Genomic DNA, 26,880 nt, shown 5'->3' with positions numbered 1-26,880 from the left:
GCGCGGCGTGAGCCGGGGAATTCGCAGAATCGATAAACCGGAGACCATTAACGGATATGCCTGATACCCGTTTCATAAACCGGCTGGTGCTCGCTCTGACGCTCGCCGGCATAACAGCCGGCTTCGCGGCGTATCTCCTGGGGAAGCCCGAAATCGCCGGCGGCGCGTGGGCCGCGGCGACGGTTATCGCTCTCGTCCCGCTCACATTCGTAGTCGCGCGTACACTCCTTTCGGGCAAGCTCGGCGTGGACATAATCGCTCTCATCGCGATGGCCGGCTCTCTTTATCTCGGGCAGTATCTGGCGGGGGCCGTGATCGCCCTCATGCTCTCGGGCGGCCAGGTGCTGGAAGAGTACGCGGAATCGCGGGCGCGGAAGGAGCTTTCCTCTCTCCTGGGCCGCACCCCGCAAACGGTCAACAGGCTTATAGGCAGCGGTATCGAGACCGCTGCTATCGAGGATGTGAGGCCGGGCGACTTTCTCATGGTGAAGCCGGGGGAAATCGTTCCCGTGGACGGGGTCGTGATAGGGGGCTCCGCAGTGCTCGACGAATCGGCCCTCACCGGGGAATCGAAACCGGTCGAGCGGAGAGACAGGGACCAGGTGTTCAGCGGCACCGTGAACGCTTCCCGGACGCCTTTCAATATGCGCGCCAGCGCCAGCGCGACCGAGAGCGTCTACGCGGGGATAATAAGGCTCGTGGAGCAGGCGCAGGCGTCCAGGGCCCCGATCGTGCGGATGGCCGACAGGTACGCCGCATTCTTTCTTCCATTGACGCTTGCCATAGCCGGGGTAGCATGGTTTATCTCGGGCGACCCCGTACGCGCCCTCGCGGTGCTCGTCGTCGCCACCCCCTGCCCGCTTATCCTGGCGGTGCCCGTGGCGATGGTGTCGGGTCTCTCGCGGGGGGCTCGTCGCGGCATCATAATCAAGGGCGGCGGCGCGCTCGAAACCCTCGCACGGGGACAAATACTGCTGCTCGACAAGACCGGCACCGTAACGAGGGGTGAGCCGGTGCTCGGCAGCGTCGAGAGCCTTGGGGAAATGAGTCCCGACGAGCTGCTAAGGCTCTCGGCGTCCCTGGACCAGGTCTCCCCCCATGTGCTCGCGCGTCCGATCGTCAAGGCCGCCGTAGACCGGGGACTCGAGCTCGCGTTCCCGGAAGACGTGGCCGAGGAGTTCGGCTCCGGGATAAGCGGCACGGTCGGCAGGAGGCGCGTAAAACTAGGCAGGATGAGCTGGGTGCTCGGCGGGGCCGAGCCCGCTCCCGGGGCGCTCAGGCTCCATAGACGCTCTCTTCTCGACGGCTCCTCCTGCGTCTTCGTTTCCGTCGACGGCTTGGTGTCCGGTGCGCTGATACTCGACGACCCTGTAAGGCCGGATGCGCCGCTCACGATACGCGCGCTGAAACGCGCCGGATTCCGGAAGATAATAATGCTCACGGGAGACAACAAGGACGTTGCCCTCTCGGTGGGCGCGGCGATAGGGATAGACATAGTACTCGCGGAGCGGACGCCTGAGGAGAAGGCGGAGGCCGTCCTGGCGGAGCGCTCGGAGGGCGTGACGGTCATGGTGGGGGACGGCATAAACGACGCCGCGGCGCTCGCATCCGCCGACGTCGGCGTGGCGATGGGCGCCCGCGGCGCGACTGCATCGTCGGAAGCTGCGGACGTGGTGCTGATCGTCGACAAGCTCGACCGTCTCGTCGAGGCGGTGCACATCGCCGGGAGGTCGAGGTCGATCGCATTCCAGAGCGTGGCTGTCGGCATGGGGCTGTCGATAGTCGCTATGGGCGTTGCGGCTGCGGGCTTACTTGCCCCTGTCGCCGGCGCTCTACTTCAGGAGGCTATAGACGTGCTCGTCATACTGAACGCGCTCAGGGCGCTCCGCGACGGTTATCACGGGAGCCATCTGGACGCCGAAGCCGCAAGGATAGGGCTCAGGTTCAGGGACGAGCACCGGGAGATGATGCCGGGGGTAAGGCACATAAGGTACGTGACCGACAGGCTCGACACGATGCCGCCCGAGGAGGCCCGAAGGGAGCTCGGGGATATATACAAATTCCTGGCCGAACGGCTGCTGCCACACGAAAAAGCCGAGGACGCGGTGGTCTATCCGCTCGTTGCGGACATTATAGGAGGAGAAGACCCGACCGCGACGATGAGCAGGGCGCACATCGAGATCAGCCACCTCATAAAGGTGTTCGGCAAGGTGCTCGACGAGATGCCCGCCAAGGGGCCCGGCCCGGAAGATATACGCGAGATAAGGAGGATACTCTACGGTCTCTATGCCATACTCACTCTTCATTTCGCACAGGAGGAGGAATCCTACCTGGCCCTCATAGAAGAGCGGATGAAGTCGGAAGAGGGCGAGCGGAGCTAGAGGGCATGGGAACGCGTGCGGAGTATTTATCGAGACGGAGATCGACGCGCCCGGGGATCAGGTCGATACGAGCTTGAGCCCTATTATGCCCGCCAGTATGAACCCGACGAAGACGAACCGGAGCGCCTGGGCGGGCTCGCCGAAGAGCACGATGCCGAGCGCGAAAGTCCCGACCGTGCCGAGGCCCGTCCAGATCGCGTAAGCGGTGCCTACCGGTATCTCCCTTTGCGCCAGGAAGAGAAGAAAGCCGCTCAAGAGTATGCAAACCACGGCTACGATAGCCGGAACGATCTGTATGCCCTTATCGGTCCAGGCGTATTTCAGCCCGAGCGGCCATCCCATTTCTATCATGCCGGCCAGTAGTAGATAAAGCCACGCCATTTTGCTTCCCTCCTGCTTCGTAAATTGTGTTCGCGCCACGCCCTGTATGGACCTGCGGACACGATATTATCGTGATTCCCAGGGCTTTGTAAAGATTCACCCGAATTTCGCAGGACGCGGTGTTAGGCCGGCGGGGGTTTAAATCTTGATAAGAGTTGGTGTAGAATTAGAAAAACTTACTTGCCAAAGGAAAAGCCGATGCCGCCAAGGAAAAAACCTCCCTCAGAAAAACCGACCGTTCTCGGAATAGACATCGGCGGGACAGGAATAAAGGCCGCTCCCGTCGATACGGAGAAAGGGGTTCTGCTCGCGGAGAGATACAGGGTAGAGACCCCCCGTCCCGCGACCCCCAAGAAGATGCTCGCGGCCATACACGGCGTCATCGATCACTGGAAGTGGGAGGGGCGAATCGGCTGCGGGTTCCCCGGTGTGATGAAGGACGGCGAGGTTTACACGGCGGCGAACCTCTCTAAAAAGTGGATCGGGGTCAACATAAGGGACGAGATAGAAAAGCTCCACAACTGTAAGGCGGTGGTCATAAACGACGCGGACGCCGCAGGGCTGGCCGAGATGAAGTTCGGCGCGGGAAAGGACCGCAATGACCCCGGGGGAGGAGTCGTTCTTATGGTAACCCTCGGGACAGGGATAGGGACCGCGCTCTTCATAGACGGTCTTCTAGTCCGCAACACCGAATTCGGCCACATAGAAATGGACGGCGTGGACGCCGAGACGCGCGCCTCGGCCCTCCAGAGAGAAGTCCACAAGCTGAGCTGGAAAAAATGGGGCAAGCGGGTGAATAAGTATCTCGGGATGATGGAGCGCTACCTGTCCCCCGAGCTGTTCATAATCGGCGGGGGCGTGAGCGCGAAGTCCGAGAAGTTTTTCCACTATATAAAGGTAAGGGCCGACGTGGCGCACGCCGAGATGCTGAACGACGCGGGCATAGTCGGCGCTGCACTCGGGCACGAAATTTGAGCGGCGGGCTTTCTTGAAAATAACCGGTCGTTGTGTGATAATGGGTGAGGGCATTTCTCTCACACGCCGTGCCGGCACATTCGGTATCGAGGTTCAATCTTGTCTCACAAACAAGCTCTCCTTAAAATTATGCAAGGCGAAGTCAAAGACGACCCCGAGACCCTTCACCACTACAGCGGCGACGCAAGCGCCTTCCGCATAGTGCCCAAAGTAGTCGTTCTGCCTAAGAGCGCCGAAGACCTGAAATCGCTGGTAAATTACGTGAGAGAGAGGAAGGAATCGGGGGACGGGTCGCTCTCGCTGACCCCGCGCTCCTGCGGGACGGATATGGCCGGCGGCGATCTCAACGATTCGATAATAATGGACGTGAACGCACACATGAACAACATTCTCGAGCTCGGGCCCGGTCACGCGAGGGTTCAGCCCGGCCTCCCCTACAGGGTTTTCGAGAAGGAGACCTTCAAGGTGGGCTCGATGCTCCCGAGCTACCCGGCCTCTAAATCCATCGCGTCCGTCGGCGGGATGGTGGCCAACAATTCCGGCGGCGAGAAGTCGCTCCGCTACGGGAAGACCGAGAGGTATGTGCGGGAGCTGAAGGTCATATTGAGAGACGGAAACGAATATGTTTTCAGGAAGCTCGACAGGCGGGAGCTCGATTCGAAGCTCGCCCGGAAAGACCTGGAAGGTGAGATTTACAGGGGGGTCTTCAAGCTCGTCGACGACAACTACGACGTTATCAAGAAGGCAAAGCCGGACGTGTCCAAGAACTCGACCGGGTATTCCCTCTGGAACGTATGGGACAGGGAGGAGGGCACCTTCGACCTCACCCAGCTCATAGTAGGCTCGCAGGGCACGCTCGGCGTCGTGAGCGAGATCGAGTTCGGCCTCGTGCCGGTCGAGAAGTATTCCAAGATGCTGGTCGTCTACATGCACACCCTCGACAGGCTCGGGGATATAGTAAACACGATGCTCGAGTACGGCCCGACTTCGATAGAGTCGTACGACGACAAGACTGTAGACCTGGCCATACGCTACTTCCCGGAGCTCGTGATGATAATCAGCAAAACCGAGAGCGTATTCAAGCTCGGCTACGAGCTACTTCCCGACCTCTGGATAGTCGGCCGCCGCGGCTTCCCCAGGATGGTGATCATGGCCGAATTCTCGGGCGACTCGGAAGACGGGATCGACGAAAGCATGAAAGGCCTCGAAGCGGCTTTAAGGGAATACAACGTCGGCGTTCACAGGACGAAAAGCAGGGAGGAGTCCGAGAAATACTGGACCATAAGGAGGGAGAGCTTCAATCTCCTGAGAAAAAGGGTCAAGGGGAAGCAGACGGTTCCGTTCATAGACGACTTCATAGTCAAGCCCGCCGTGATGCCGGCATTCCTCAAAGACCTCCAGAAAATATTCGACCGGTACCCGGACGTGAGCTTCCCCGTCGCCGGCCATCCCGGAGACGGGAATTTCCACATAATACCTCTCATGGACATGACCGACGAAAGGACGCGGAAGATTATCCCCGAGCTCACGGAGAAGGTGTTCGACCTGGTGCTGTCATATAAGGGATCACTCAGCGCCGAGCACAACGACGGCCTCATAAGGGGCGCCTATCTCAGGCAGATGTACGGCGACCAGGTATTCGGGCTCTTCAAAAAGGTGAAGGACATATTCGATCCGGAAAGGATCTTCAACCCGCATAAAAAAACCGACGCCGATCTGTCGTATTCGATGCAGTTCATAAAAAAAGATAATGAGCATAGCGTTTAAAATTCGTACAGTTTTTCCGTCTTAATACGAAATTAAAATAAGGCATATAATGTTGGTTGAATGTCTGTTTAAAGGAGAAGCGTAATGGATGCAATACCCAAAGGCAGCAGGGACAAGCTCGAGCAGCTTATCATAAACACCATTAGGACCCTTTCGATGGACGCGGTCCAGAAGGCTAATTCCGGCCATCCGGGCACCCCGATGGCGCTCGCACCCGTGGCGTTCACCATATGGGACAAGTTCATGAAGTTCAATCCGAAGAACCCGGACTGGCCCGGCCGCGACCGCTTCGTCCTTTCGAACGGCCACGCCTCGATGCTCCTTTACAGCCTCCTTCACCTGACGGGATACGACGTTTCGCTGGACGACATAAAAACGTTCAGGCAGCTCCACAGTAAATGCGCGGGGCACCCCGAATACGGGCTCACCCCGGGAGTCGAAACGACCACCGGCCCGCTCGGCCAGGGGGTCGCGACGTCCGTCGGCATGGCGATAGCCGAAAGGTGGCTCGCCGCTTATTTCAACAAGCCCGGGCACGAGATCGTCAATTACAACGTATTCGCCGTCTGCGGAGACGGGTGCATGATGGAAGGCATCTCGGGCGAGGCGGCGTCGCTCGCGGGACACCTCGGGCTCAGTAACCTCGTGTGGTTTTACGACAACAACCACATCACTATAGAGGGGCACACTGCCCTTGCGTTCAGCGAAGACGTGGCCGCGAGATTCATGGGATACAACTGGCACGTCCAGCGCGTGGGCGACGCGAACGACCTCGAAATGCTTTCCGAGGCCATAGAGCGTGCGCTCCACGAGAACGAGCAGCCGTCGCTGATCATCGTCGACAGCCACATAGGGTACGGCAGCCCGAACAAGCAGGACACATCGGCCGCGCACGGCGAGCCGCTAGGCGAGGAAGAGATTAGAAAGACCAAGATAAATTACGGCTGGGACCCGGACAAAAAATTCTACGTCCCCGAGGAAGTGAAGGAGTACAGGAAAACCATTATAAGGAAAGGGGCCGTCGCCGAGGAAGAATGGAACAAGAAGTTCAGCGCATACGAGCGCGTCTATCCCGACCTAGCCAAGGAGTTCAGGAGGCTCCAGGACAGGGAGATGCCCGAGGGCTGGGAAAAGGCGCTCCCCGTCTTCCCGCCGAATCCGAAAGGCCCCGCGACACGTACGGCGAATAGCAAGATACTTAACGCTATAGTTCCCGTGTACCCGTTTTTGCTGGGCGGGGCCGCGGACGTCGGCTCCTCGACCAAGACCTACATAGAGGGCGCGGCCAGCTTCGAGAAGGGGATCTACGACGGAAGGAACTTTCACTTCGGCATAAGGGAGAACGCCATGGCGGCCTCCGCGAACGGTATGTGTCTCAGCAAGCTCAAGCCCTACACCGCGACTTACTTCGTATTCTCCGATTACATGAGAGCGCCCGTCAGGCTCGCGTGCCTGATGCAGATACCGGTCGTGTTCACATTCACTCACGATAGCATCGGCCTCGGCGAGGACGGCCCGACGCACCAGCCGATAGAGCACCTGGCCTCGCTCCGCGCCATGCCGAACCTGGACGTCATAAGGCCGGCCGACGCGAACGAGCTGAGCCAGCTATGGAAATACATAATGACGGTAAAAGATCGTCCTGTAGCGCTCATACTCACGAGGCAGGACATACCGACCTTCGACAGGAGCGTTTACGCACCGGCCGAGGGGGCGCTGCGCGGCGCATACGTAATCGCCGACAGCGACAAAAAGCCCGAGCTGATACTCATAGGCACGGGCTCGGAGGTTCAGCTCTGTCTCGGGGCGTACGAGGTTTTGAAGAAAGAAGGGGTGAAGGTACGCGTGGTGAGCATGCCCTGCTGGTCGCTCTACGAGATGCAGGGGCCGGAGTACTGGGAGGAGGTGCTCCCGTCCTCGGTCCACGCGAGGGTGTCCGTCGAGGCGGGCTCCACTTTCGGATGGCGGAGGTACGTGGGCCCGTACGACAGGGGGGGCGTGATAGGCATCAGCACGTTCGGGGAATCGGCCCCTATAGGCGACCTTCTGCCGGAATTCGGGTTTACAGTCGAGCACGTCGTCGCGAAGGCCAAAGAGGTGCTCAATAACAACGCGAAAAAGAAATCGGGTAAAACCGCGAAAAAATGACGTAGATTTAATAAGATATCGCCGGAGGTTCCGCCGGGCGAAGCGAAAACTCAAAGCATGGGGGAAAACGAATGTCGAGAATCCAGGAATTGACCGGGCTCGGTCAGTCGATTTGGTATGACTATATAAGGAGATCGTTTTTAACCTCGGGGGAGCTGAAGGCCCTCATAGACGAGGGGCTAAGGGGCGAAACCTCGAACCCGTCCATCCTCGAAAAGGCCATTGCCGGAAGCTCCGATTACGACGAGGATCTAAAGGCCCTCGTCGCCGAAGGGAAATCCGTCAACGACATATACGAGGCCCTCGCGTTAAAAGACATAGCGATGGCCGCCGACTTCTTCAGGCCATTATACGACGAGACCAGGGGCCGGGACGGATTCATAAGCCTCGAAGTGAGCCCGACGCTCGCCAACAACACGAAGCAAACCATCAAGGAAGCCAGGCGCTATTACGTCACGCTCGGGCGGCCGAACGTCATGATCAAGGTACCCGCCACCAAGGCCGGCATCCCGGCGATAACGGAGCTCATCGCCGCGGGCGTGAACGTCAACGTAACGCTGATATTCAGCCTGGAGCAGTATAGGGCCGTGGCCGAAGCCTATATCCAGGGCCTCGAAAGGCTCGCCGCGAACGGCCCGTCCGTGTTCAAGGGGCACAAGGTGGACAGGGTGGCGTCGGTCGCGTCGTTCTTCGTGAGCAGGGTGGACACAGCCGTGGACCCGCAGCTCGAAAAGATCGGCAACAAGGACCTTCAGGGCAGGATAGCCGTGGCCAACGCGAAGATCGCATACGACGAGTTCAGAAGCATATTCAGGGGGAAGAGGTGGAAGAAGCTCGCCGACGCCGGGGCCAGGGTGCAGAGGCCTCTCTGGGCGAGCACGAGCACGAAGAATCCCGCGTATTCGGACACGCTTTACGTGGACGAGCTCATAGGGGCGGATACCGTGAACACCGTCCCGCCGGCGACGTACAAGGCGTTTAAGGACCACGGGAATCCCGCGCTCACGATAACCAGGGGCGTCAAGAAGGCGAAGGATGACGTCAGGAAGCTCGGCAAGCTCGGCGTAAGCCTCGACGCCGTGACGAAGAAGCTCCTTAAGGACGGCGTCGCACAGTTCGCCGATTCGTTCACGACGCTCATGTCGAGCATAGAGCAGAAAAAGAAGCAGCTCGAAGCCGACAAGGAGGCATATACCGCATCCCTGGGAAAGTATCAGGAGGCCGTGGATAAGAGGCTGGAAGAAATCGCGGCCGACAACATAGTACAGAAGATCTGGAATTTCGATTACATGGTCTGGAGGGACGACCCGACAGAAATCAGCAACAGGCTCGGGTGGCTTCACATACCCGAGGTCATGATGGATGCCCTCCCGGATATAAGGAAGGTGGTGGACGAGGTAAAAGCAGACGGCTACAAGAACGCCCTCCTCCTCGGCATGGGGGGATCGAGTCTCGCACCGCTGGTCATAAGAGAAACATACGGCGTAAAGAAGGGGTACCTCGACGTAGCGGTGCTCGACAGCACCGACCCGGGGGCGGTCCTCGAACAGCGCAAGCGCCTCAACCTGTCGAAGACCGTTTTCATCGTTTCGACCAAATCGGGCGGCACCGCCGAAACCCTTTCGTTCATGAAATATTTCTACAACGAGACGCTGGCCGAGGTCGGCAAGAAGGAGGTCGGCCGGCATTTCATCGCGATAACCGACCCGGGAAGCGGGCTCCAGAAGATAGCGACCAATCTCAAGTTCAGGAAGATTTTCCTTAACGACCCCAACATCGGCGGCCGTTACTCGGCCCTTTCGTTCGTGGGCATTCCGCCCGCGGCGTTTCAGGGGGTGGACCTCGACACCCTCCTCGGGAGGGCCATAACAATGCTCCGCAACAACGAGAGCTGCAGCGATGCCGGCAAGGGCGATCAATCCGGCGTCTGGCTCGGCGCGATACTGGGCGAGCTCGCGAAGGCGGGCCACGATAAGGTAACGCTGGTCGCGTCGCCGCCCATACAGGGTTTCGGCTCGTGGGTCGAGCAGCTGATAGCCGAGAGCACGGGCAAGGAAGGGAAGGGCATACTGCCCGTTGACAGGGAGCCCCTCGCAGCGCCCGAGTTTTACGCAAACGACAGGCTCTTCGTATACCTCCGCCTCGTAAACGACAACACATACGACAGGCAGGTGAAGGCGCTCGAAAAGGCAGGGCATCCCGTCGTGTACATAAACCTCAAGGACATATACGACCTCGGCGGAGAGTTCTTCAGGTGGGAAATGGCGATAGCCATAGCCGGGCGCATAATCGACATACATCCGTTCAACCAGCCGAACGTCGAGGCGGCCAAGGTGCTCGCGCGCAACATGATAGCCGAGTACCAGAAGAAGGGGCAGCTCCCCTCGATGAACGCCAACGAGCTCACGGAGGGGGGCATAACCGTGTACTCGGACTTCAAGGCCAAGAGCCTGGAAGAGGCCCTTACGAAATTCCTTGCCTTTGCTAAGCCCGGAAGAGACGAGGGCAAGGGGAGGAGCTACGTCGCGTTTCAGGCGTACGTAAAGCCGACTGACGAGACTTATGCCGCGCTCCAGAAGCTGAGAAGCAAGGTGCAGCGGAAATACAGGCTCGCGACGACCGTGGGATACGGCCCCCGGTTCCTCCATTCGACCGGGCAGCTCCACAAGGGCGACGCCGGGCACGGCCTCTTTATACAGCTCACCTCCGAAAAGCCCGAGGACGCCGCGATACCGGACGAGCCTGGCAAGAAGGCGTCGTCGATATCGTTCGGCGTGTTCATAAACGCCGAGGCCCTCGGCGACCGCCAGGCCCTTCTCGACAGGAAGCGGAAGGTGCTCACGTTCCATCTCGGTGAAGACGTGGTCGGAGGAATAAACAAACTCGCGAAGCTTCTATAGAAGGGAGAAGAGTGATAAAGGCATTCTTATTCGATCTTGACGGCACGCTCGTCCAGACCGAAGCGTTAAAAGCGAAATCTTATGCACGGGCTGCCGTGGAGCTCGACGGCAGCCTCACCGAGGACGAGGTAATCGCTGCGTTCAAGGATTACGTGGGCCTCTCGCGGAAGGAAGTCGCCGAGGGGCTTCTCGAGCATTTCGGCCTCGGCTCAAAGGCGGCCGCGAGGATGAAGGAGTTCGGCGTTTCCATGCCGTGGCAGGCGTTCGTCGAGATAAGGCTCAAAAGTTATTTCCGGATGATATCGGACCCCGAAATTTTAAAAGAGCATTTGTGCCCGTATAACTACGGGCTTCTCAAGAAAGTTAGGGGTGAAGGCTATCCCACGGGCCTCGGGACGATGTCCCACAGGGAAGAGGCCTACCGGGTCATGGACATACTCGGCATCTCGGACGATTTCGATTTCGTCGCCACGATAGAGGACGTGGACAGGGGAAAGCCCGACCCAGAGATATACAACCTCCTTGCCGGGGAGCTCGGGACGGAGCACGACGAGTGCCTCGTCATAGAGGATTCGGCCTCGGGCGTGAAAGCGGCGCTCGCGGCGAAGATGTACTGCATGGTGGTGACGACGGACTACACGCGCGCGGGGGTGCACGCGCTCCCGCCGTCTCCCGAAATGAGAATACTCGACGACGCGCCTGGCCTCATCACGGCTGTAGACGAGTTCATGCGCGAGCTCGGCGGCGCGAGGGAGAGTGCGGGTTGAGCGGATCTCCGGACAAGAACGGGAAGGCCCTTCAGGACAGGCTGAAGAAAGAGGCCGGGATAAGCGCCGTCGATCTCGTGTCCCCGGGAATGATCCTCGGGCTCGGCACGGGAAGCACCACTCATTTCGCCCTCGAAGAGCTCGGCAAGAGGCTCGCCGACGGCAGGCTCAAGGATATAGTCGGCATACCGAGCTCCCTGGACACGGAGAAGAGCGCCGGGGAATTCGGTATTCCGCTTATAACGTTCGACGACAGGCAGGCGATAGACCTCACTATAGACGGGGCCGACGAAGTGGACCCGAACCTTAACCTCATAAAAGGGGGCGGCGGGGCGCTCCTCCGTGAAAAGGTGCTCGCCCAGGCGAGCAGGCGGAACGTCATGGTCGTCGACGAGAGCAAGATGTCGCCCAGGCTCGGGACGCGTTTCCCCGTCCCGATAGAGGTGATACCGTTCGCGTGGCGGCCCGTGGCCGAATTCCTGAAATCACTCGGCGGGGAGCCCGTTCTCCGTAAGAAGGAAGATGGGGAGATATATAAAACCGACCAGTCGAACTACATACTGGACTGCAGGTTCGGCCCCATCGTGAACCTCGACGAGCTGGCTTCGAAACTGGGCCAGAAGGCCGGGATAGCCGAGTTCGGGCTTTTCATAGGGACGGCGAGCGAGGTCATAGTGGCCACGTCTCACGGTATAAGGTATCAGAAGCGGAAAGATTCTTAAAAGCATCGGGAGGTGAAAGGCGCAGGTGGTTATCGTAGAGCCGTCGATACTCTCGGCCGATTTCATGAGGCTGGGCGAGGCCGTTCTGGAGGCCGAGAGGGCCGGGGTCTCGTGGATACAGATAGACGTCATGGACGGGCGCTTCGTGCCGAACCTCAATTTCGGCCCGGGCACGGTAGCCGCCATAAGGCCGCTCGTAAAATTAAAGCTGGACGTCCACCTCATGATAGTCGAGCCCGAAAAATACATTGCGGATTTCGTCAAATCCGGAGCCGACCGCATCATCGTCCACCAGGAGGTGTGCCCGCACATACACCGCGTCCTCGAATCGATAAGGGAGCACGGCATTCAGGCGGGCGTGACTCTCAACCCCGGGACTGCTCCCTACGCGATAGAGGAAGTCCTGGAGCTTGCGGATTTTATCCAGGTTATGGGGGTTAATCCGGGATTCGGCGGGCAGAAGTTCATACGCACGCAGCTCGACAAGATACGGATACTGAAAGAAATGCTGAACACGAGGGGGCTCGACGTGCCTATAGGGGTGGACGGCGGGATAGACCTCGAAAACGTGCGCGATATAGTCGAGGCGGGGACGACGGTGCTCGTAGCCGGCTCGAGCGTTTATAACACTCACGGCTCGGTCAAGGAGAACGTTTCGGGCCTTCTGGCGAGGGTTGCCTGACAAAAGATCGATTCAAATGGAACAAGAAGGAGAAAACTCAATCCAATTATACAGGAGGTCGACATGAAAATAGCTATGGTAGGGCTTGGAAAAATGGGCGGTAATATGACGGAGCGCCTGATGCAGGACGGACACGAGGTAGTCGTATGGAACCTCACCCCGGAGCCGGTCGAGGAATACGCGAAGAAGGGGGCGATACCGTCGAGCTCGATAGCGGACATGGTCAAGAAGCTCCCGAAGCCGAGGGTGGTATGGCTGATGGTCCCTTCGGGCAAGCCGGTCGACCAGAATATAAGGGAGCTCAAGAAGCACCTCAAGAAGGGTGACATAATAATCGACGGCGGCAACTCCGAATGGCAGGATTCGCAGAAGCGCGGCAAGGCGCTCAAGTCCTCGGGCATAGAATTCATCGACTGCGGGACGAGCGGCGGCGTATGGGGGCTTAAGGAAGGGTACTGTCTCATGTATGGCGGAGATAAAGAGGCCGTCGATTACGTCGAGCCGATCTTCAAGACTCTCGCGCCGAGATACGGCTACCTTCACTGCGGCCCTGTGGGCTCGGGACACTACGTGAAGATGGTGCACAACGGCATAGAGTACGGACTCCTCCAGGCGTACGCCGAGGGATTCGCCGTTCTCCACACCGCTCCGTTCGACATCGACCTTCAGGCCGTCAGCAGGGTGTGGAAGCATGGGAGCGTCATACGCTCGTGGCTCCTCGACCTCGCCGAGCGTGTGTTCAAGGCGGACCCGACACTGTCCGACCTCGACCCATACGTCTGGGACAGCGGCGAGGGCAGGTGGACCGTCGAGGCGGCGCTTCACCAGAACGTGCCCGCGCCGATAATCACCGCGTCGCTCATTGCGAGGATCCAGTCGAGGGACAACGACTCCTTCGCCATGAAGACTATCGCTGCGCTCAGGAACCAGTTCGGCGGACACGCCGTCAAGAAGAAGGCCGACGACGGCAAGTAAGAGAGCCGGACGTGATTTCGGGGCTCTAAAAATCGAATTATATAAAAGGGGACGCATATGGCACAGGTAAACGACTGCGTAATCGTAATATTCGGCGCTTCGGGCGACCTCACGAAGAGAAAGCTCCTGCCGGCTCTCTACGCACTTTTCAGGCAGGGACTTCTTCCGGACAACTTCGCCATACTGGGCACCAGCAGGTCGCCCTTCACGGACGACGCCTACAGGCAGAAGACGGTCGAGGACATTTCCGCTTACGGGGGGCTCAAGGATCCGGACAAGGGCAAGCTCTGGGACTTCGCGAAGCACGTCTACTATCAGGCCATGGATGCGACCGACCTCAACCATTACGGCGACCTCAAGAAGAAGCTCGCCTCCATAGATTCGGAGGCCAAGACCGGCGGGGATTACATATTCTATCTCTCGACATCGCCGAGCCTCTATTCCTCCATAGCGGGTAACCTTGGCGACAGCGGTCTTTCGGAACAAGGCTCAGGCGGTACGCCGTGGAGGCGTATAATAGTCGAAAAGCCGTTCGGGCGCGACCTCGAATCGGCAAAGAAGCTGAACGCCGACCTTCAAAGCAAATTCGAAGAGGACCAGATCTACAGGATAGACCACTACCTCGGCAAAGAGACCGTCCAGGACATATTCGCGCTCAGGTTCGCGAACGGCATATTCGAGCCGCTCTGGAACAGGAACTACATAAACCGCATCGAGATCACGGCGGCCGAGTCCATCGGGGTCGAGGAGAGGGGCGGATACTACGACCATTACGGCGCGCTCAGGGACATGATACAGAACCACCTGCTGCAGGTCCTGGGGACGGTCACGATAGAGCCTCCCTCGATTTTCGACGCCACCGACGTCAGGAACGAGACGATAAAGATATTCAGGTCGCTCCGCCCGATAAAGCCCGGCGACGTGTCGAAGCAGGTCGTGAGGGGCCAGTACACGGAATCGATCATCAACGGAAAGAAGGTGGCGGGCTACAGGCAGGAAAAGGACGTCGCCCCGGATTCGCGCACCGAGACGTTCGTGGCGATGAAGCTCTACATCGACAACTGGCGCTGGGGGGACGTGCCGATCTATCTCCGGACGGGCAAATGCCTCCCGACGCGCGTGAGCGAGGTGGTCATCGACTTCAAGAAAACCCCGCACCGCCTCTTTTCGGAGGAAATACTATGCGCCGCGACACCCAACCAGCTCATAATACGGATACAGCCCGACGAGGGCATACTCCTCAAGTTCGGCATGAAGAAGCCGGGGGCCGGGTTCGAGATCAAGGAGGTCGGGATGGATTTCCATTACTCGGACCTCGCCGACGCCTACATCCCGGAGGCCTACGAGAGGCTCCTTTTAGACTGCATGCTGGGCGACGCCACGCACTACGCCCGCGCCGACGCCGTGGAGGCGTGCTGGACGTTCGTCGATCCGATCCTGAACGCCTGGGAGAACGATCCGACGATACCGCTTTACGGCTACCCGGCCGGCTCGTGGGGGCCGGAAGAGGCGAAATATATATTCAATTCGCCGGAGGAGGACTGGCGCTATCCCTGTAAGGATCTTACAACGAACGGGGAGCACTCCGAGCTATAGGAGACCGGCCGATGAAACGCGAGATATATAAATTTCCGGGTATTGCAGAAATGGCCGCGCGTCTCGCGGCCGATTTCAAGGCCGCGGCAGAGGAAAAGGCTGCCGCGGGGGAACGGCTGATAGTCGCGCTCTCCGGAGGGCACACGCCGAAGTCCTTTTTCGAGGTGCTCGCGCAGCCGCCTTACAGGGACAGCGTGCCGTGGGACAGCGTGATATTCTTCTGGGGCGACGAAAGGTGCGTTCCCCCCGACGACGACGAGAGCAATTTCAAGATGACGAACCTCGCGCTCCTTTCCCACATACCCATCCCGGAGCCCAACGTTCACCGCGTACTCGGCGAGAACCCGCCCGAGGAAGAGGCCGAGCGTTACGGCGAAGTGATAAGTAAATTCGTACCGGCCTCGGGAAACGGTTTCCCGCGCTTCGACTGGATATTCCTCGGCATGGGGGACGACGGACATACGGCGTCTCTCTTCCCCGGCGCGCCGACGCTCAGGGAAAGGGAGAAGATTTGCGTCGTGGCGACACACCCACAGACGGGGCAGAAGAGGGTCAGCGTGACGTTCCCCGTGCTCGACAACGGGGCGAGGGTTTCGTTCCTCGTCGCGGGGGCGGACAAGGAGCCCGTCCTGCGGCAGATACTAGAAGGGGAGGGCCGGCAGCTTCCCTACCCCTCGTCGATGGTGAATCCTGTGGACGGCGTCCTCGAGTGGTACGTGGACAGTGCTGCTGCGCCCTGGCTCGCGGCCTGAGCGCCCCTGTCGTTTAAAACATTAAAGCATCTTCGAGAAGTTTCTCGCCTTCCTCTTTTTCCATTTCCCGGTCTGGTAGGCGTTCGCGACGATGAGCGGCACGACGGTCGTCGCCTCGGCGTAGACCATCTGCTCGTACACGGTGCTCACCTTGCCCCAGGAGGAAGCTTCCTTTAGCGTCGAGGAGCTGCAGGCTCCGTCCCTGACGTCGGCGACGGTGATCTGAACGGCATACTTGTGGACCGGCACGTCCTTCCCCAGCACCTCCGCCGCAACGACGGTGTCCTGCGCGAAGTTCTTCGGCACGCCGCCGCCGACCATGAATAGCCCGCTTTCCTTCGAGGCCATTTTTATCTTCGTGAGCTCGAGGAAGTCCTTCACGCTGTCGATGGAGACGTGCGAGTCGGGGTTGTGCCACTGGTGGTAGACGAGCCCGAACCCCGCCGAAGAATCCGAAAACGCCGGGCAGAATATCGGAACGTTGTGCTCGTACGCGGCCTGTATGAGGGAGTTCTTGTTCTTCGCGTTCTTCGTGAGCCATTTGCCCATCTCGCGTATGAACTCGCGGGAGGAGTAGGGGCGGTGTTCGAGCGAGTCGGCGATCTTGGCAATCGTTTTGTCGCATTCCTGGAGCTCTTCCTCGTCGATGAAGGTGTCGTATATGCGGTCGATGTAGAGGGACCTCAGCATGCCGTCGTCTATGAACGGAGTGCCGACGTAGTGTTTGAAGCCAAGGGCCTCGAAGAAGTCCATGTCTACGATCGACGCTCCGGTGGCGACGATGACGTCTATCATGTTCAGCCTTACCATGTCGGCGTAGACCTGCATGCATCCGCCGGCGGACGTCGAGCCCGCAAGCGTCAGCCATACGGAGGCGTTCCTGTCGGCGAGGTTCATGTTGAATATGTCGGCGGCCCTTGCCGTGTCGCGCGAGGAGAACGACATCCCGCGGTAGGCATCGATTATCTTTTTGCCGTCTATCTTTTTGATGTCTATGTGTTTTATCGTTTCTTTCAGAAGCTGCTTTTTCGTGACCTTGGGCATTTTGCCGCTCTCCTTATTCTCCTCTCCGGCTCCGGGGTGTTCTGCCCCGCCTGTGTTATTCGCAGCGCCGGACGGGCTTGGTTTTTTTAGTGAAATGTGTTAAAAAACGGGCCGTTTCAGGCCTCAACTAATTTTATAACCGGTTCCAATGAAGTCAAAGCTAAAGGGGCTCCTGCTGCGTCATGCAGTGGATCGCCCCGCCGCCGTAAATAATATCGCTGCAGTCGATGGGGACGAGCTTCCGCCCGGGGAAGCATTTCGCCAGTATCCGAAGCGCATGACTATCGTTCTCGTCGTTAAATACGGGCGCGAGCACGACAGTGTTGCCTATGTAAAAATTGGTATACGAGACGGGGGCCTTTTCGCCGTCATCGTATCTTACGTGCGGCATCGGCAGCTTTATTATATCGAAGGGCTTCCCGTCGAGGCCGGTCGCGTCCGACAGTATCTCGTAGTTCACCCGAAGCGCCGCGTAGTTCTCGTCGTCCTCGTCGTCCTCGAAAGCGCAGACTATGGTGTCACGCGAGACGAAGCGGGCTATCTCGTCTATGTGCCCGTCGGTGTGGTCGTTGAGAAGCCCGTCACCGAGCCATATCGTTTTCCTGACCCCGAGGAAATCCCCGAGAAATCTCTCTATGTTTCCCTTTGTCATCCCGGGGTTCCTGTTTTCGTTAAGGAGGCACTGCTCCGTCGTGAGGCACACGCCGGCGCCGTTTACGTCTATCGCACCCCCCTCGACTACGGCGTCGGCTTTTACGAGCGGAAGGTCTTTCCACCGCGATATCTTCCCGGGAATCTCACCGTCCTTTAAAAGCTCGGGGAACTTGTCTCCCCACGCGTTGAATATCCACTTCGTTATAATCTTCCTGCCTCGACCGTCCCTTACGAAAACAGGCCCGGTGTCCCTGAGCCATACGTCGGCGTAGTCCGTCGCGCGGAATTCGACGGCATCGTCCCCGACGCCGCCCGATGCGAGCTTCTCCCGGACCCTCTCCTTCATCTCATCGTCGAGGACGAGGAGCTCGACCCTCTCGCTTCCTTCGAGCGCCTTTATTATTTCGACGAACGTATCCTCTGCATCTTCCACTCTGTCGGGGAATGTGATCTCGTCGTAGGGCCACGCGAGCCACACGGCTTCGTGAGGCTCCCATTCGGCGGGCATCGTGTAATTCCGGTTCTTCTCGTTCATGTTGGATTTACTTCTGCCTGAGCGCCTTTTTCATGTCTTCATAGTGCGCGACGTTTTCGAGCTTCTTCGATTTCTTGACGAGCTTTCCCGTCGTAAGGCCCTTGTAGGTATCGGGCCTTCGGTTCCTGAGGAATCCCCAGCCTTCGGCGTAGAAGTCGTTCCTTTCGAGGTCGAGCTCTGCCGTGATTATTTCCTCTTTCGTGCCGGAGCCGCGCTTTATGACCTTCCCGAACGGGTCCGATATGAAGGACCTGCCCCAGAACCTCATCCTGCCTTCCTGACCGACGCGGTTAATGGCGGCGACGTAGACGCTGTTGGCTATGGCGTGCCCCCTCTGCACAGTCTCCCACGCGTCGTGCCAGTCGCCTTCCTCGTCGTACCCGACGATCCTCCCTATGGCGGTCGGGTAGAAGATTATCTCGGCCCCGGCGAGCCTCGCCATGCGGGCGGCCTCGGGGAACCACTGGTCGTAGCAAATCAGCACCGCGAACTTCACGTTGCCAGACTTGAATACGGAGTAACCACCCTGTCCCTCTTCGAAGTATTCCTTCTCGTAAAAGCCGGGGTCGTGGGGAATGTGAATCTTGTGGTACCGTCCGGCGAGCCTGCCGTTCTTGCCTATCACTGCCGCCGTGTTGAAGTACTTCCCGTCCTTCTTTTCGTAAAACGGAACAACGATAGTTACGCCCAGCTCCGCAGCGGCCTTTTTCATCTTGGAGACCGCGTAGCCGCCTGCTTCCTCGGCGTAGTCGTCCTTTTTCAGGTTCTCCCGCTGCGGGAAATACGGAGTCTGAAAGAGCTCCTGTAGGGCTATTATCTCCGCCCCCGCCTTGGCCGCCTCTTCTATCATCCCGGCGGTCTTCTCGACATTCTTCCGGACGTCGTCAGAGACCTTCGTCTGGATGAGTCCTATCTTAACTTTCTTCACACTGTAATTGTATGGAAACGCGGGGATTATACAACTCGTCTTAATATGTTCTGAACAATATTTTCGGACGCGGACGGGCGGGCGGCTCTGCCGCTACTTAAAGCCATATATACCGGGCGACGAAGAGGACGGCGAAGAGGTATACGAGCCAGTGCACCTTCTTTCCCTTGCCGCTCAGGAGCTTTAAGAGCACGTACGAGATGACGCCGAACGAGATGCCCTCGGTGATGCTGAAGGTAAGCGGCATCATTATGAGTGTGAGGAATGCAGGGATCGATTCGGTGTAGTCTTCCCACTCGACGTGAATGACGTTTCTGAACATCATGCTGCCGACGATTATGAGCGCGGGCGCTATGACCGGGTAAAGGGTGACGCCGTCCACGTCTATTCCCGCGCCTATCGTGTGAACGAGAGGGCTCAGGAATATGGACAGTACGAAGAGCGCCGCTACGACTATGCCCGTAAGCCCCGTCCGCCCGCCGGCGGATATGCCTGCCGCGCTCTCCACGTAGCTCGTCACTGTAGACGTCCCCAGGAGCGCGCCGCTCGACGTCGCAATCGCATCCGACAGGAGAGCCTGCCTTGCCCTCGGGAGCTTCCCGTCCTTCATGAGCCCTCCCTGCTGGCTTACACCTATGAGCGTCCCGATGGTGTCGAACATATCGAGGAAAAGAAACACGAATATGACGGTTATCAGATGCGGGTCCTTAAAGACGTTGGGTATGGCGAGCTTGAACAGGGTCGGGTCGAGGGACGGGGGCGCGGCCGCGACGCCGCCGAATTCAATTACTCCGAATGCGAGTCCCGCCGCGGCCGTCGCGAGTATGCCGATGAGGACGGCGCCCCTTACTTTGAGCGCGAGGAGTGAGGCCATTACGACGAGGCCCAGTATCGACACGAGGGTCGGCGTCGATTTCAGCTTCCCGAGCGTGACGTAAGTCACCGGGTGCGCGGCGACTATGCCCGACCATTCGAGGCCGACGAGCGTTATCAAAAGGCCGATGCCGACGGGAATGCCGTTCTTGAGGCACCCGGGGAGGACGTTCATCAGCGTCTCCCGGAGCCCGACGGTCGAAAGCAGTATGAATATAAGACCGGCGACGAACACGGCCCCGAGCGCCTCCTGCCACGAATAGCCGAGGGTAAGGACGACTATGTACGTGAAGTAGAAGTTGTGCCCCATCGCGGGGGCCATGGCTATAGGGTAGTTCGCCAGGAACGCCATCAGCAGGGTCCCGGCGGCGCTTGCGAGGCACGTCGCCACCATTACCGCGCCCGGGTCCATCCCGGCCGCGCCCAGCACGGCGGGCTGGACGAAGATGATGTACGACATGGTCATGAACGTCGTCAGCCCTGCCGTAATCTCTCGTCCGGGGGTCGTCCCGTTCTCTTTCAGTCCGAATAGTCTTTCTATCATCTTGGCGGGTTTCGTACCGAGTGAAATATCCGCTGACATTATCTCCCCCGGGGCGGCGTTTTGTCAATCGATAAATGACGTTTATACTAAATCGATTTCGTATGTTCCCGCCCATGCCCGGGCAGTTCGAATGCGCGGTATTTATGCCTGAGTACCTGGAAATTCTGATTCTCTTCGGAGTAGGCGTCCTGTCGGGAGTTATAAACGTCATGGCGGGGGGAGGCTCCAGCCTGACGCTTCCCGCTCTCATATTCATCGGCCTCGACAGCGCCGCCGCGAACGGCACGAACCGCGTCGGCATACTCGTCCAGAGCATACTAGCCACGCTCTCCTTCCGGAACGAAAAGGTCTCGGCACTTGAGAAGAGCCTTAAGCTGGCGGCTTTCACGATACCGGGGGCCGTCGTCGGCGCGCTCGTCGCCGTCAATATCAGTAACGATTGGTTCGACCGCATACTGGGCGTCGTCATGATAGGAATCATAATCACGATGCTCATACCCCAGAAGAAACTGAGCGCAGATGCCCTCGTCGAGAGGAACACGTGGCTCGTTTACCCGGCCATGCTTGCCGTCGGGTTTTACGGCGGGTTCATACAGGTCGGCGTCGGGTTTCTCATTATGGCCGCGCTCTATCATCTCATGAGGATGAACCTCGTCTACGTGAACATGCACAAGATGTTCCTTACGATGGTGTTCACCATACCGGCGCTCATAATATTCATCTGGACGGGCAACGTTAACTGGGTCCTCGGCCTTACGCTCGCGGCCGGGAACGGGCTCGGCGGATGGTGGGCGGCGAGATATTCGGTCAAGGGCGGTGAAAAGGTCATCAGGCGCATAATGGTGGTCGCTATATTCATCATTGCGCTCAAGTTGCTCGGGGTGTTTTGACGCATTATAATTGCCGTATCGACCTCAAGGACATTGCGAACAGGATTGTCGAGCGGGCGGGTGATTTTCCCGCCGTAATCGCCGTCGACGGCTCTATCGGAAGCGGCAAGAGCTACTTCGGAGAGAAGCTGAGGGAGGCTCTGTCACCGCACTCGCTTCTTCTCGCGATGGACCTCTTCGTCTGTATCTGCCGCCACGAATGGGAGGAGAGGGCGAGGGCGGGGGACGTCGATCTCCGCCGCTGGTACGACATAGATAAGGTGAGGGACGCCCTCAGGTCCGTTAAAAGCGGGAAAGCCGTCGAGCTCACGGGGCTCTACAGGAACGAAAACGGCCTTCTCGAAGGGAGCCTCACCCTGGACCCGTCCGGGTGCAGGTATTTCATACTCGAAGGGCTCTTCTCCTTCGACGGCGAGCTCGGCCGGTACGTTGACTTCAGGGTGTTCGTGGACGTCCCGCCTGACGTCGCCCTCGGGAGGGCCGAGCCGAGGGACGAGTCGGTGCGCCACATGACCCGCGAGGACTGGCTCGTAAAGAAAAAGGCGTTTTTCGACGGCTACCTCGACTACGCCGCCGAGCACAGGGAGAAAGCCGACTTCCTCCTCCGCCCGGACCCGATCCCCTAGGTCTTGAAACCGGGCTCGGACTTTCCGAGATAAATCGACATTGCACCCCCCTCGACGAATATAGTCTGCCCCGTAATGTACGCGGCCTCGTCCGTAGCGAACATCACGGCCGGGGGCACCATGTCCTCGGGCTGACCGCGTCTCCCCTCGGGTATGCCGCTCGTCATGTATTCGTCGTACTCGGGATTGGCGGATGTGGACAGCGGCGTTATCGTCGAGCCGGGCCCGATGCAGTTCACTGTGATATTGTTCAGCGCGAGGTCCACCGCCATGACCCTCGTAAGCTGCATGACGGCGCTCTTGGCGGCGTGATAGGCTATCGATATCGGGTGCATGTCCATCGCCCCCGCGACCGAGCCTATGTTTATTATCCTTCCCGAAGCCCCCTGGCTGATTACCTGTTTCGCAAAGGCCTGCGACAGAAAGAAGACGCTCTTTAAATTTATGTCCATCATCTTGTCCCAGTCTTCCGGAGTGACGTCGAAGATTCCCTCGCGCCGTGCGTATCCGGCGTCGTTGACGAGTATGTCGGCCTTGCCGAATTTGTCTACGGTGAAGTCTATAAGCTCCTTGTGCTTTCCGAGGTCCGAGACGTCCATCACAAAATACGCCGCCTCGCCGCCGAAAGCCTCGGCTTCCTTTACGGTTTCCACACACTGGGGCTCTCTCAATGCGGAGATAACGACCTTCGCGCCTTCGCGGAGGTATCCGAGTGTTATCGCTTTCCCGATGCCGGACGATCCGCCCGTTATAATGGCTACTTTATCCTTGAGTCTCATTTCGGTCACCTCTTCATCTATTTGCCTTGCCAGCGCATGAGCTTTTAAACGCATACCCCGTATGCCGGATTTTTGAATGAAAGACTGGGAATTCCGTTGACTCAATTCATAATATAACAGCGTGGGGAACGGAAGGGCAAATCATCCGTTTAACCCGACTATACACGCTACCGTGACTGAACAGGGAGGTGACGTCGTGAAAGCTGAATCTATAAACCTGCTGGGGTTCGATATATTCGTCAGGCACAGGATAAAAGACGGGGGAGGGCCGCCCGTGCTTTTCATACACGGCCTCGGCGAATCCGGGAGATGTTTCTTCGACGCGTTCGGTTTGCTCAGGAACCGCTCGCTTATCGTCCCCGACCTCCTCGGCTTCGGGAGAAGCCGGAAAGTGGAGACCGATAAGGATGCGAATTATTCCCTCCCGCACCAGGTGGAAATCATGTTCGCGCTTATCGGGCATTTCGGGCTCGACGAGGTCTTCGTGGTCGGACATTCGTACGGCGGCGTTCTGGGAACGTACATGTGCAGGGACGACAGCACCGGGATAATCAAAAAGCTCGTCAACGCCGAGGGGTGCATAGCCCGGGAAACGCTCCTCGAGTCCTCGAACGCCGTGAACGCGCTCAAGGATTGCGGTTACGATATGGCGAAGTTCGGGTACTGGCTCCGCGAAGGGGGATTCAAGAAGCGCGCCTTGGAGGATTTCGAAAGCGCCTCGACGATAAGGTACTACGATTCCGTCATCGAGTGCGATCCCGCGGCTTTCGCCAAGACGGCCGCCGAGCTTGTGGACAGGGCTGCCGGCGAGGACAAGGACGGGAACAACGAGATCTCGGAAGCCTACCGGGACCTTAAGGTCAGGAGGGTCTACTGCGCAGGGGCGAGGCCCGTCATGAATTCGACCAAGGGATACATCACGGCGAACGGGCTCGATCTCAGGGAATTCAGCATGCCTTCCCACTGGATCATGCTCGATAACCGCGAGGAATTCTACGCGTTCGTCGATGGCTATCTGAGCTCGTGACGGCTTCGGCGGCTGCGGGGGTTATGAACCGCACGCCGAAGCGTGTATTATTATGGAAGGAGAGTTTGTATGCGTGTTATCGTAGCCAAGCCGAGGGGGTTCTGCGCCGGGGTGGACCGCGCCATAGAGATGGTGGAGCGTGCGCTCGAAACCTACGGCCCGCCGATATACGTCCGCCACGCCATAGTGCACAACAAGCGCGTCGTCGAGACCCTGAAGCAAAAAGGGGTCAAGTTCGTCGAGGAGCTGAGCGAGATAAGCGACGAGGGCGCGAAGGTCATATTCAGCGCGCACGGGGTCAGCCCCGCCGTGTGGAACGAGGCCCTCGACGGCGGGCTCGAGGTCGTGGACGCCGTATGCCCGCTCGTCACGAAGGTGCATAACGAAGTCAGGAACTACGCCGAGCTCGGCTATACGATAGTCATGATAGGGCACAGGAACCACGTCGAGGTCATAGGCACGAGCGGCGAGGCCCCGGCCCAGGTCGTGGTCGTCGAGTCCGTCGAAGAGGCCGAGGGCCTCGAGATCGATGACCCGGACAAGGTCGCCTACGTCACGCAGACGACGCTCAGCGTGGACGATACGAGGGAGATACTCGAAGCCCTGAAGCGGAGGTTCCCGCGTATAGTCAGCCCATCGAAGCTGGATATATGCTACGCTACCCAGAACAGGCAGGACGCTGTGAAGGCGCTCGCCAAACAGGCGGACATTATATTCATCATGGGCTCTCCCGAGAGCTCGAACTCGAACCGGCTCGTCGAGGTCGCCAAGGCAAGCGGTATAAAGGACGCCTATCTAATCGAAGGCGCCGACAACCTGGACAGAAGCATGTTCAGGGAAGGTATGGTCGTCGGGCTGAGCTCGGGCGCTTCGACCCCGGAGACGGTCGTCCTCGAAGTCATAGCGCGGCTTCGCGAATTCGGCGCGCGGGACGTGGAAGAGCTCGACGGCAAGGAAGAGCATACGAGATTCCCATTTCCCGATACCATACAGTTCAGGAACGCGTCGAATAACTGACGGTGAGCCGCCGTTTCCGGTTTGTCCCCGCGAAATAAATCCGATTAGTTAAGGAGGCCTTTCAGAACGCGTCCGTGCTCGGAGTCCGCTAGCTTCGTAAGCGCTTCTTTCTCTATCTGCCTTACGCGCTCGCGGCTGAGGCCGTACTTGCCCGCTATCTGGTCGAGCTTGTGGTCTTCGTTGTAGCCTATTCCGAACCTCATTTTTATGATGTCCCTTTCGCGCTCGGACAGGAGCCCGAGCGAGCTTCTGACCTCTTCCGTGATGGACCTCGTCGTGATGAAGTATTCCGGCATCCTGGCGTCGGGATCGGGAGTGATGTCGAGATAGGTCTTCGAGTCCTCGTCGCCGGGGGCGAATTCGAGCGGTATGACGAGGTCGTTTCCCCTGAGTATCGCGCTCACGGCGTCCGTCGGCAGCCCCGTCGCCTCGGCTATCTGCTCGGGGTGCGGGCGCTCGACGCCTCCCCGCTCGAGGCGGGTCTTGGCCTTAAACACCTTGGCCGAGAGCTCCTGGAGGTAGACGGGTATGGGGATGATGTGGGTCTGCTCCATAACCGCCCGCGACAGGGACTGGTTTATCCACCACGATGCGTAGGTCGAGAACTTGAATCCCTTCGTATGGTCGAATTTCTTGACGGCCTTCATGAGGCCGATATTGCCTTCCTGTATGAGGTCGGTCAGGGGGAGGCCCCTTCCCGTAAACCTGTTGGCGAGCTCTATTACGAGCCGGAGGTTAGACTTTATGAACTTGTCCTGAACGCGCCTCGACATGGATTTGTAAGAGGAGTACAGCGCCTCCAGGGTTTCCGGGCTCCTCGTTTCGCCGCGCTTCCCGCGCCTGCCGGGGCTGAGGAGCCTGTATATCTTTTCAGCGCCGGCCTCGGCGGCCTTAATCTTCGCCGCGAGGACGGCTTCGCCGCGCCTGGTGAGGAGCGTCTCCTTGTTAAGGTCGGAGAAATAGGCGAAAAGGAGCCTGTAGTTCCTGTCCGCCGCCGTGCTTCCGCGCCCGGAATCTTCTTCTCTGTCCTCTTCCTCGGAAAGCTCTTCGTCATCCAAATCCGGATCGAAGTCGACGGAAGACTCTTCCTCGTCGAGCGAGTGGTCTCCGCCCCTCTCCTCTTCTTCAAGGTAAGAATATTGTCTCAGCTTCATGGCACGCCCTGAAATACTCGGTTGATGTTCATTAGTATACCTAATATTTAGGAATCCTAAATATTAGTAGCAAAAAATTTTTTGATTATTAATTGAAGGTTTTTTTATAGTGGGGACACTCTTTGCAGGTGTCCTCTTCGCTGAGCATTATGTGAAGGTTTTCGCAGTAATGGGGCTTGGAGTTGCCGCGGTTCGTGTCTTTCTTGAAGAAGCAGCAGTCCGTGCATATGTCGGAAGATAGTATCAGGCCCTTTTCCATCAGCTTCTCGGCGATGGTGACGAGGAGCCTTTCGAGAATCTTCTGCTCCCCGGGGGTGAAGGAGGATATGATTTCTTCGATTTCGTTGCCTATATTTTCGACTTCGCCCGCGACCCTCTCCCCGTCGGGGGTTAGCGAGAGGTGCACCCTCCGCCTGTCCTCGGGGTCGCGGCTTCGCATTATGAGGCCCTTCTTTTCGAGGGAATCTATAACGCCGCTCGCCGTGGCCGGGGTACAGCTTAGATATTTCGCCATGTTGCCTATGGTTATAGCGTCGCGTCTGGTGTAGTTGATAAAGAGGAGCGACTTGACCTGCGCCGGGGTGAGGTGCTCGAGCCTGCTCTTGTCCCAGAACATTCCTTTTACAGCCTGACCGATGTGAAATAATGTCCGGGCTATCTGGCCCCCAATGTTCTTCTGCCTGTATACAGGGTCGAATATCGACATCAGCCTCTACCGCTTTGTTTAAGGTATCTTCCGGGAATTAGGATACCTAAACTTTTT

At 58.5% G+C, this 26,880-nt stretch carries 23 protein-coding genes; 15 read left to right on the top strand and 8 right to left on the bottom strand.

Annotation, left to right across the window (positions count from 1 at the left end; all coding sequences use genetic code 11):
* Positions 1 to 56: 56 nt before the first annotated feature.
* Positions 57 to 2,381 carry a heavy metal translocating P-type ATPase gene (locus PKC29_07180; protein ID HML95198.1) on the top strand — a complete coding sequence of 775 codons (2,325 nt, stop codon included), beginning with the start codon at positions 57 to 59 and terminating at the stop codon, positions 2,379 to 2,381.
* Between the two features lie 57 nt (positions 2,382 to 2,438).
* Here the strand turns inward: PKC29_07180 and PKC29_07175 are convergent, their stop codons facing one another.
* Positions 2,439 to 2,762, bottom strand: coding sequence for a multidrug efflux SMR transporter (locus PKC29_07175; GenBank protein ID HML95197.1), 324 nt, complete (start codon positions 2,760 to 2,762; stop codon positions 2,439 to 2,441).
* A gap of 198 nt (positions 2,763 to 2,960) precedes the next feature.
* Here PKC29_07175 and PKC29_07170 point away from each other — a divergent pair, with 198 nt between their 5' ends.
* From PKC29_07170 to pgl, 10 genes are all read left to right on the top strand, one after another.
* Positions 2,961 to 3,737, top strand: a complete 777-nt coding sequence (locus PKC29_07170) for an ROK family protein (GenBank protein HML95196.1) — start codon at positions 2,961 to 2,963, stop codon at positions 3,735 to 3,737.
* A gap of 129 nt (positions 3,738 to 3,866) precedes the next feature.
* Entirely contained in the window at positions 3,867 to 5,504 is a 1,638-nt protein-coding gene (locus PKC29_07165; protein ID HML95195.1) for an FAD-binding oxidoreductase, read from the top strand.
* An 84-nt stretch (positions 5,505 to 5,588) separates the two neighbouring features.
* Entirely contained in the window at positions 5,589 to 7,652 is a 2,064-nt protein-coding gene (tkt, locus tag PKC29_07160; GenBank protein HML95194.1) for a transketolase, read from the top strand.
* 71 nt (positions 7,653 to 7,723) lie between these two features.
* On the top strand, positions 7,724 to 10,552 hold the full coding sequence (locus PKC29_07155; GenBank protein HML95193.1) for a bifunctional transaldolase/phosoglucose isomerase: 2,829 nt from the start codon (positions 7,724 to 7,726) through the stop codon (positions 10,550 to 10,552).
* Between the two features lie 11 nt (positions 10,553 to 10,563).
* Positions 10,564 to 11,319, top strand: a complete 756-nt coding sequence (locus PKC29_07150; protein ID HML95192.1) for an HAD family phosphatase — start codon at positions 10,564 to 10,566, stop codon at positions 11,317 to 11,319.
* A gap of 41 nt (positions 11,320 to 11,360) precedes the next feature.
* A complete protein-coding gene (gene rpiA, locus PKC29_07145; protein ID HML95191.1) occupies positions 11,361 to 12,041 on the top strand; it encodes a ribose-5-phosphate isomerase RpiA in 681 nt (226 codons plus the stop codon).
* 25 nt (positions 12,042 to 12,066) lie between these two features.
* Complete coding sequence (gene rpe / locus PKC29_07140) at positions 12,067 to 12,723, top strand: ribulose-phosphate 3-epimerase (protein ID HML95190.1); 657 nt, start codon at positions 12,067 to 12,069, stop codon at positions 12,721 to 12,723.
* 63 nt (positions 12,724 to 12,786) lie between these two features.
* On the top strand, positions 12,787 to 13,698 hold the full coding sequence (gnd, locus tag PKC29_07135) for a decarboxylating 6-phosphogluconate dehydrogenase (GenBank protein ID HML95189.1): 912 nt from the start codon (positions 12,787 to 12,789) through the stop codon (positions 13,696 to 13,698).
* A gap of 57 nt (positions 13,699 to 13,755) precedes the next feature.
* Positions 13,756 to 15,294 (top strand): glucose-6-phosphate dehydrogenase, encoded by a 1,539-nt coding sequence (gene zwf / locus PKC29_07130; protein ID HML95188.1) that lies wholly within the window; start codon positions 13,756 to 13,758, stop codon positions 15,292 to 15,294.
* A gap of 11 nt (positions 15,295 to 15,305) precedes the next feature.
* The gene (pgl, locus tag PKC29_07125; protein ID HML95187.1) at positions 15,306 to 16,046 is read left to right on the top strand and encodes a 6-phosphogluconolactonase; all 741 of its coding nucleotides are present in this window, start codon (positions 15,306 to 15,308) and stop codon (positions 16,044 to 16,046) included.
* 21 nt (positions 16,047 to 16,067) lie between these two features.
* Here the strand turns inward: pgl and PKC29_07120 are convergent, their stop codons facing one another.
* From PKC29_07120 to PKC29_07105, 4 genes are all read right to left on the bottom strand, one after another.
* On the bottom strand, positions 16,068 to 17,090 hold the full coding sequence (locus tag PKC29_07120; GenBank protein ID HML95186.1) for a deoxyhypusine synthase: 1,023 nt from the start codon (positions 17,088 to 17,090) through the stop codon (positions 16,068 to 16,070).
* A 160-nt stretch (positions 17,091 to 17,250) separates the two neighbouring features.
* Positions 17,251 to 18,279, bottom strand: coding sequence for an agmatine deiminase family protein (locus PKC29_07115; GenBank protein ID HML95185.1), 1,029 nt, complete (start codon positions 18,277 to 18,279; stop codon positions 17,251 to 17,253).
* A 7-nt stretch (positions 18,280 to 18,286) separates the two neighbouring features.
* Positions 18,287 to 19,207 (bottom strand): carbon-nitrogen hydrolase, encoded by a 921-nt coding sequence (locus PKC29_07110; protein HML95184.1) that lies wholly within the window; start codon positions 19,205 to 19,207, stop codon positions 18,287 to 18,289.
* Between the two features lie 97 nt (positions 19,208 to 19,304).
* On the bottom strand, positions 19,305 to 20,624 hold the full coding sequence (locus tag PKC29_07105; GenBank protein ID HML95183.1) for an NCS2 family permease: 1,320 nt from the start codon (positions 20,622 to 20,624) through the stop codon (positions 19,305 to 19,307).
* A 143-nt stretch (positions 20,625 to 20,767) separates the two neighbouring features.
* On the opposite strand from PKC29_07105, the gene PKC29_07100 reads away from it, so the two are divergent.
* Both PKC29_07100 and PKC29_07095 read left to right on the top strand, forming a co-directional pair.
* Positions 20,768 to 21,514: a sulfite exporter TauE/SafE family protein gene (locus tag PKC29_07100; GenBank protein HML95182.1), complete on the top strand. Its 747-nt coding sequence runs from the start codon at positions 20,768 to 20,770 to the stop codon at positions 21,512 to 21,514.
* The gene (locus tag PKC29_07095; protein ID HML95181.1) at positions 21,511 to 22,140 is read left to right on the top strand and encodes a hypothetical protein; all 630 of its coding nucleotides are present in this window, start codon (positions 21,511 to 21,513) and stop codon (positions 22,138 to 22,140) included. The genes PKC29_07100 and PKC29_07095 overlap by 4 nt, the downstream gene beginning before the upstream one ends.
* Here the strand turns inward: PKC29_07095 and PKC29_07090 are convergent.
* Positions 22,137 to 22,919 carry an SDR family oxidoreductase gene (locus PKC29_07090; GenBank protein HML95180.1) on the bottom strand — a complete coding sequence of 261 codons (783 nt, stop codon included), beginning with the start codon at positions 22,917 to 22,919 and terminating at the stop codon, positions 22,137 to 22,139. The genes PKC29_07095 and PKC29_07090 overlap by 4 nt on opposite strands.
* A gap of 196 nt (positions 22,920 to 23,115) precedes the next feature.
* Here PKC29_07090 and PKC29_07085 point away from each other — a divergent pair, with 196 nt between their 5' ends.
* Together PKC29_07085 and ispH are read left to right on the top strand one after the other, a co-directional pair.
* A complete protein-coding gene (locus PKC29_07085) occupies positions 23,116 to 23,946 on the top strand; it encodes an alpha/beta hydrolase (protein HML95179.1) in 831 nt (276 codons plus the stop codon).
* Positions 23,947 to 24,015: 69 nt separating this feature from the next.
* Positions 24,016 to 24,963: a 4-hydroxy-3-methylbut-2-enyl diphosphate reductase gene (gene ispH / locus PKC29_07080; GenBank protein HML95178.1), complete on the top strand. Its 948-nt coding sequence runs from the start codon at positions 24,016 to 24,018 to the stop codon at positions 24,961 to 24,963.
* Positions 24,964 to 25,007: 44 nt separating this feature from the next.
* Here ispH and PKC29_07075 read toward each other — a convergent pair whose 3' ends face one another.
* Both PKC29_07075 and PKC29_07070 read right to left on the bottom strand, forming a co-directional pair.
* Positions 25,008 to 26,117, bottom strand: coding sequence for an RNA polymerase sigma factor RpoD/SigA (locus PKC29_07075; GenBank protein ID HML95177.1), 1,110 nt, complete (start codon positions 26,115 to 26,117; stop codon positions 25,008 to 25,010).
* Positions 26,118 to 26,205: 88 nt separating this feature from the next.
* Complete coding sequence (locus PKC29_07070; protein HML95176.1) at positions 26,206 to 26,823, bottom strand: MarR family transcriptional regulator; 618 nt, start codon at positions 26,821 to 26,823, stop codon at positions 26,206 to 26,208.
* Positions 26,824 to 26,880 lie beyond the last annotated feature (57 nt).

The sequence above is a fragment of the Thermodesulfobacteriota bacterium genome (assembly GCA_035325995.1).
In the GTDB taxonomy this organism is placed as follows: Bacteria; Desulfobacterota_D; UBA1144; order Nemesobacterales; family UBA2774; genus JADLGH01.
Note: the sequence above shows the minus strand (reverse complement) of the source record. Positions and strands in the feature narration are given on the sequence as shown.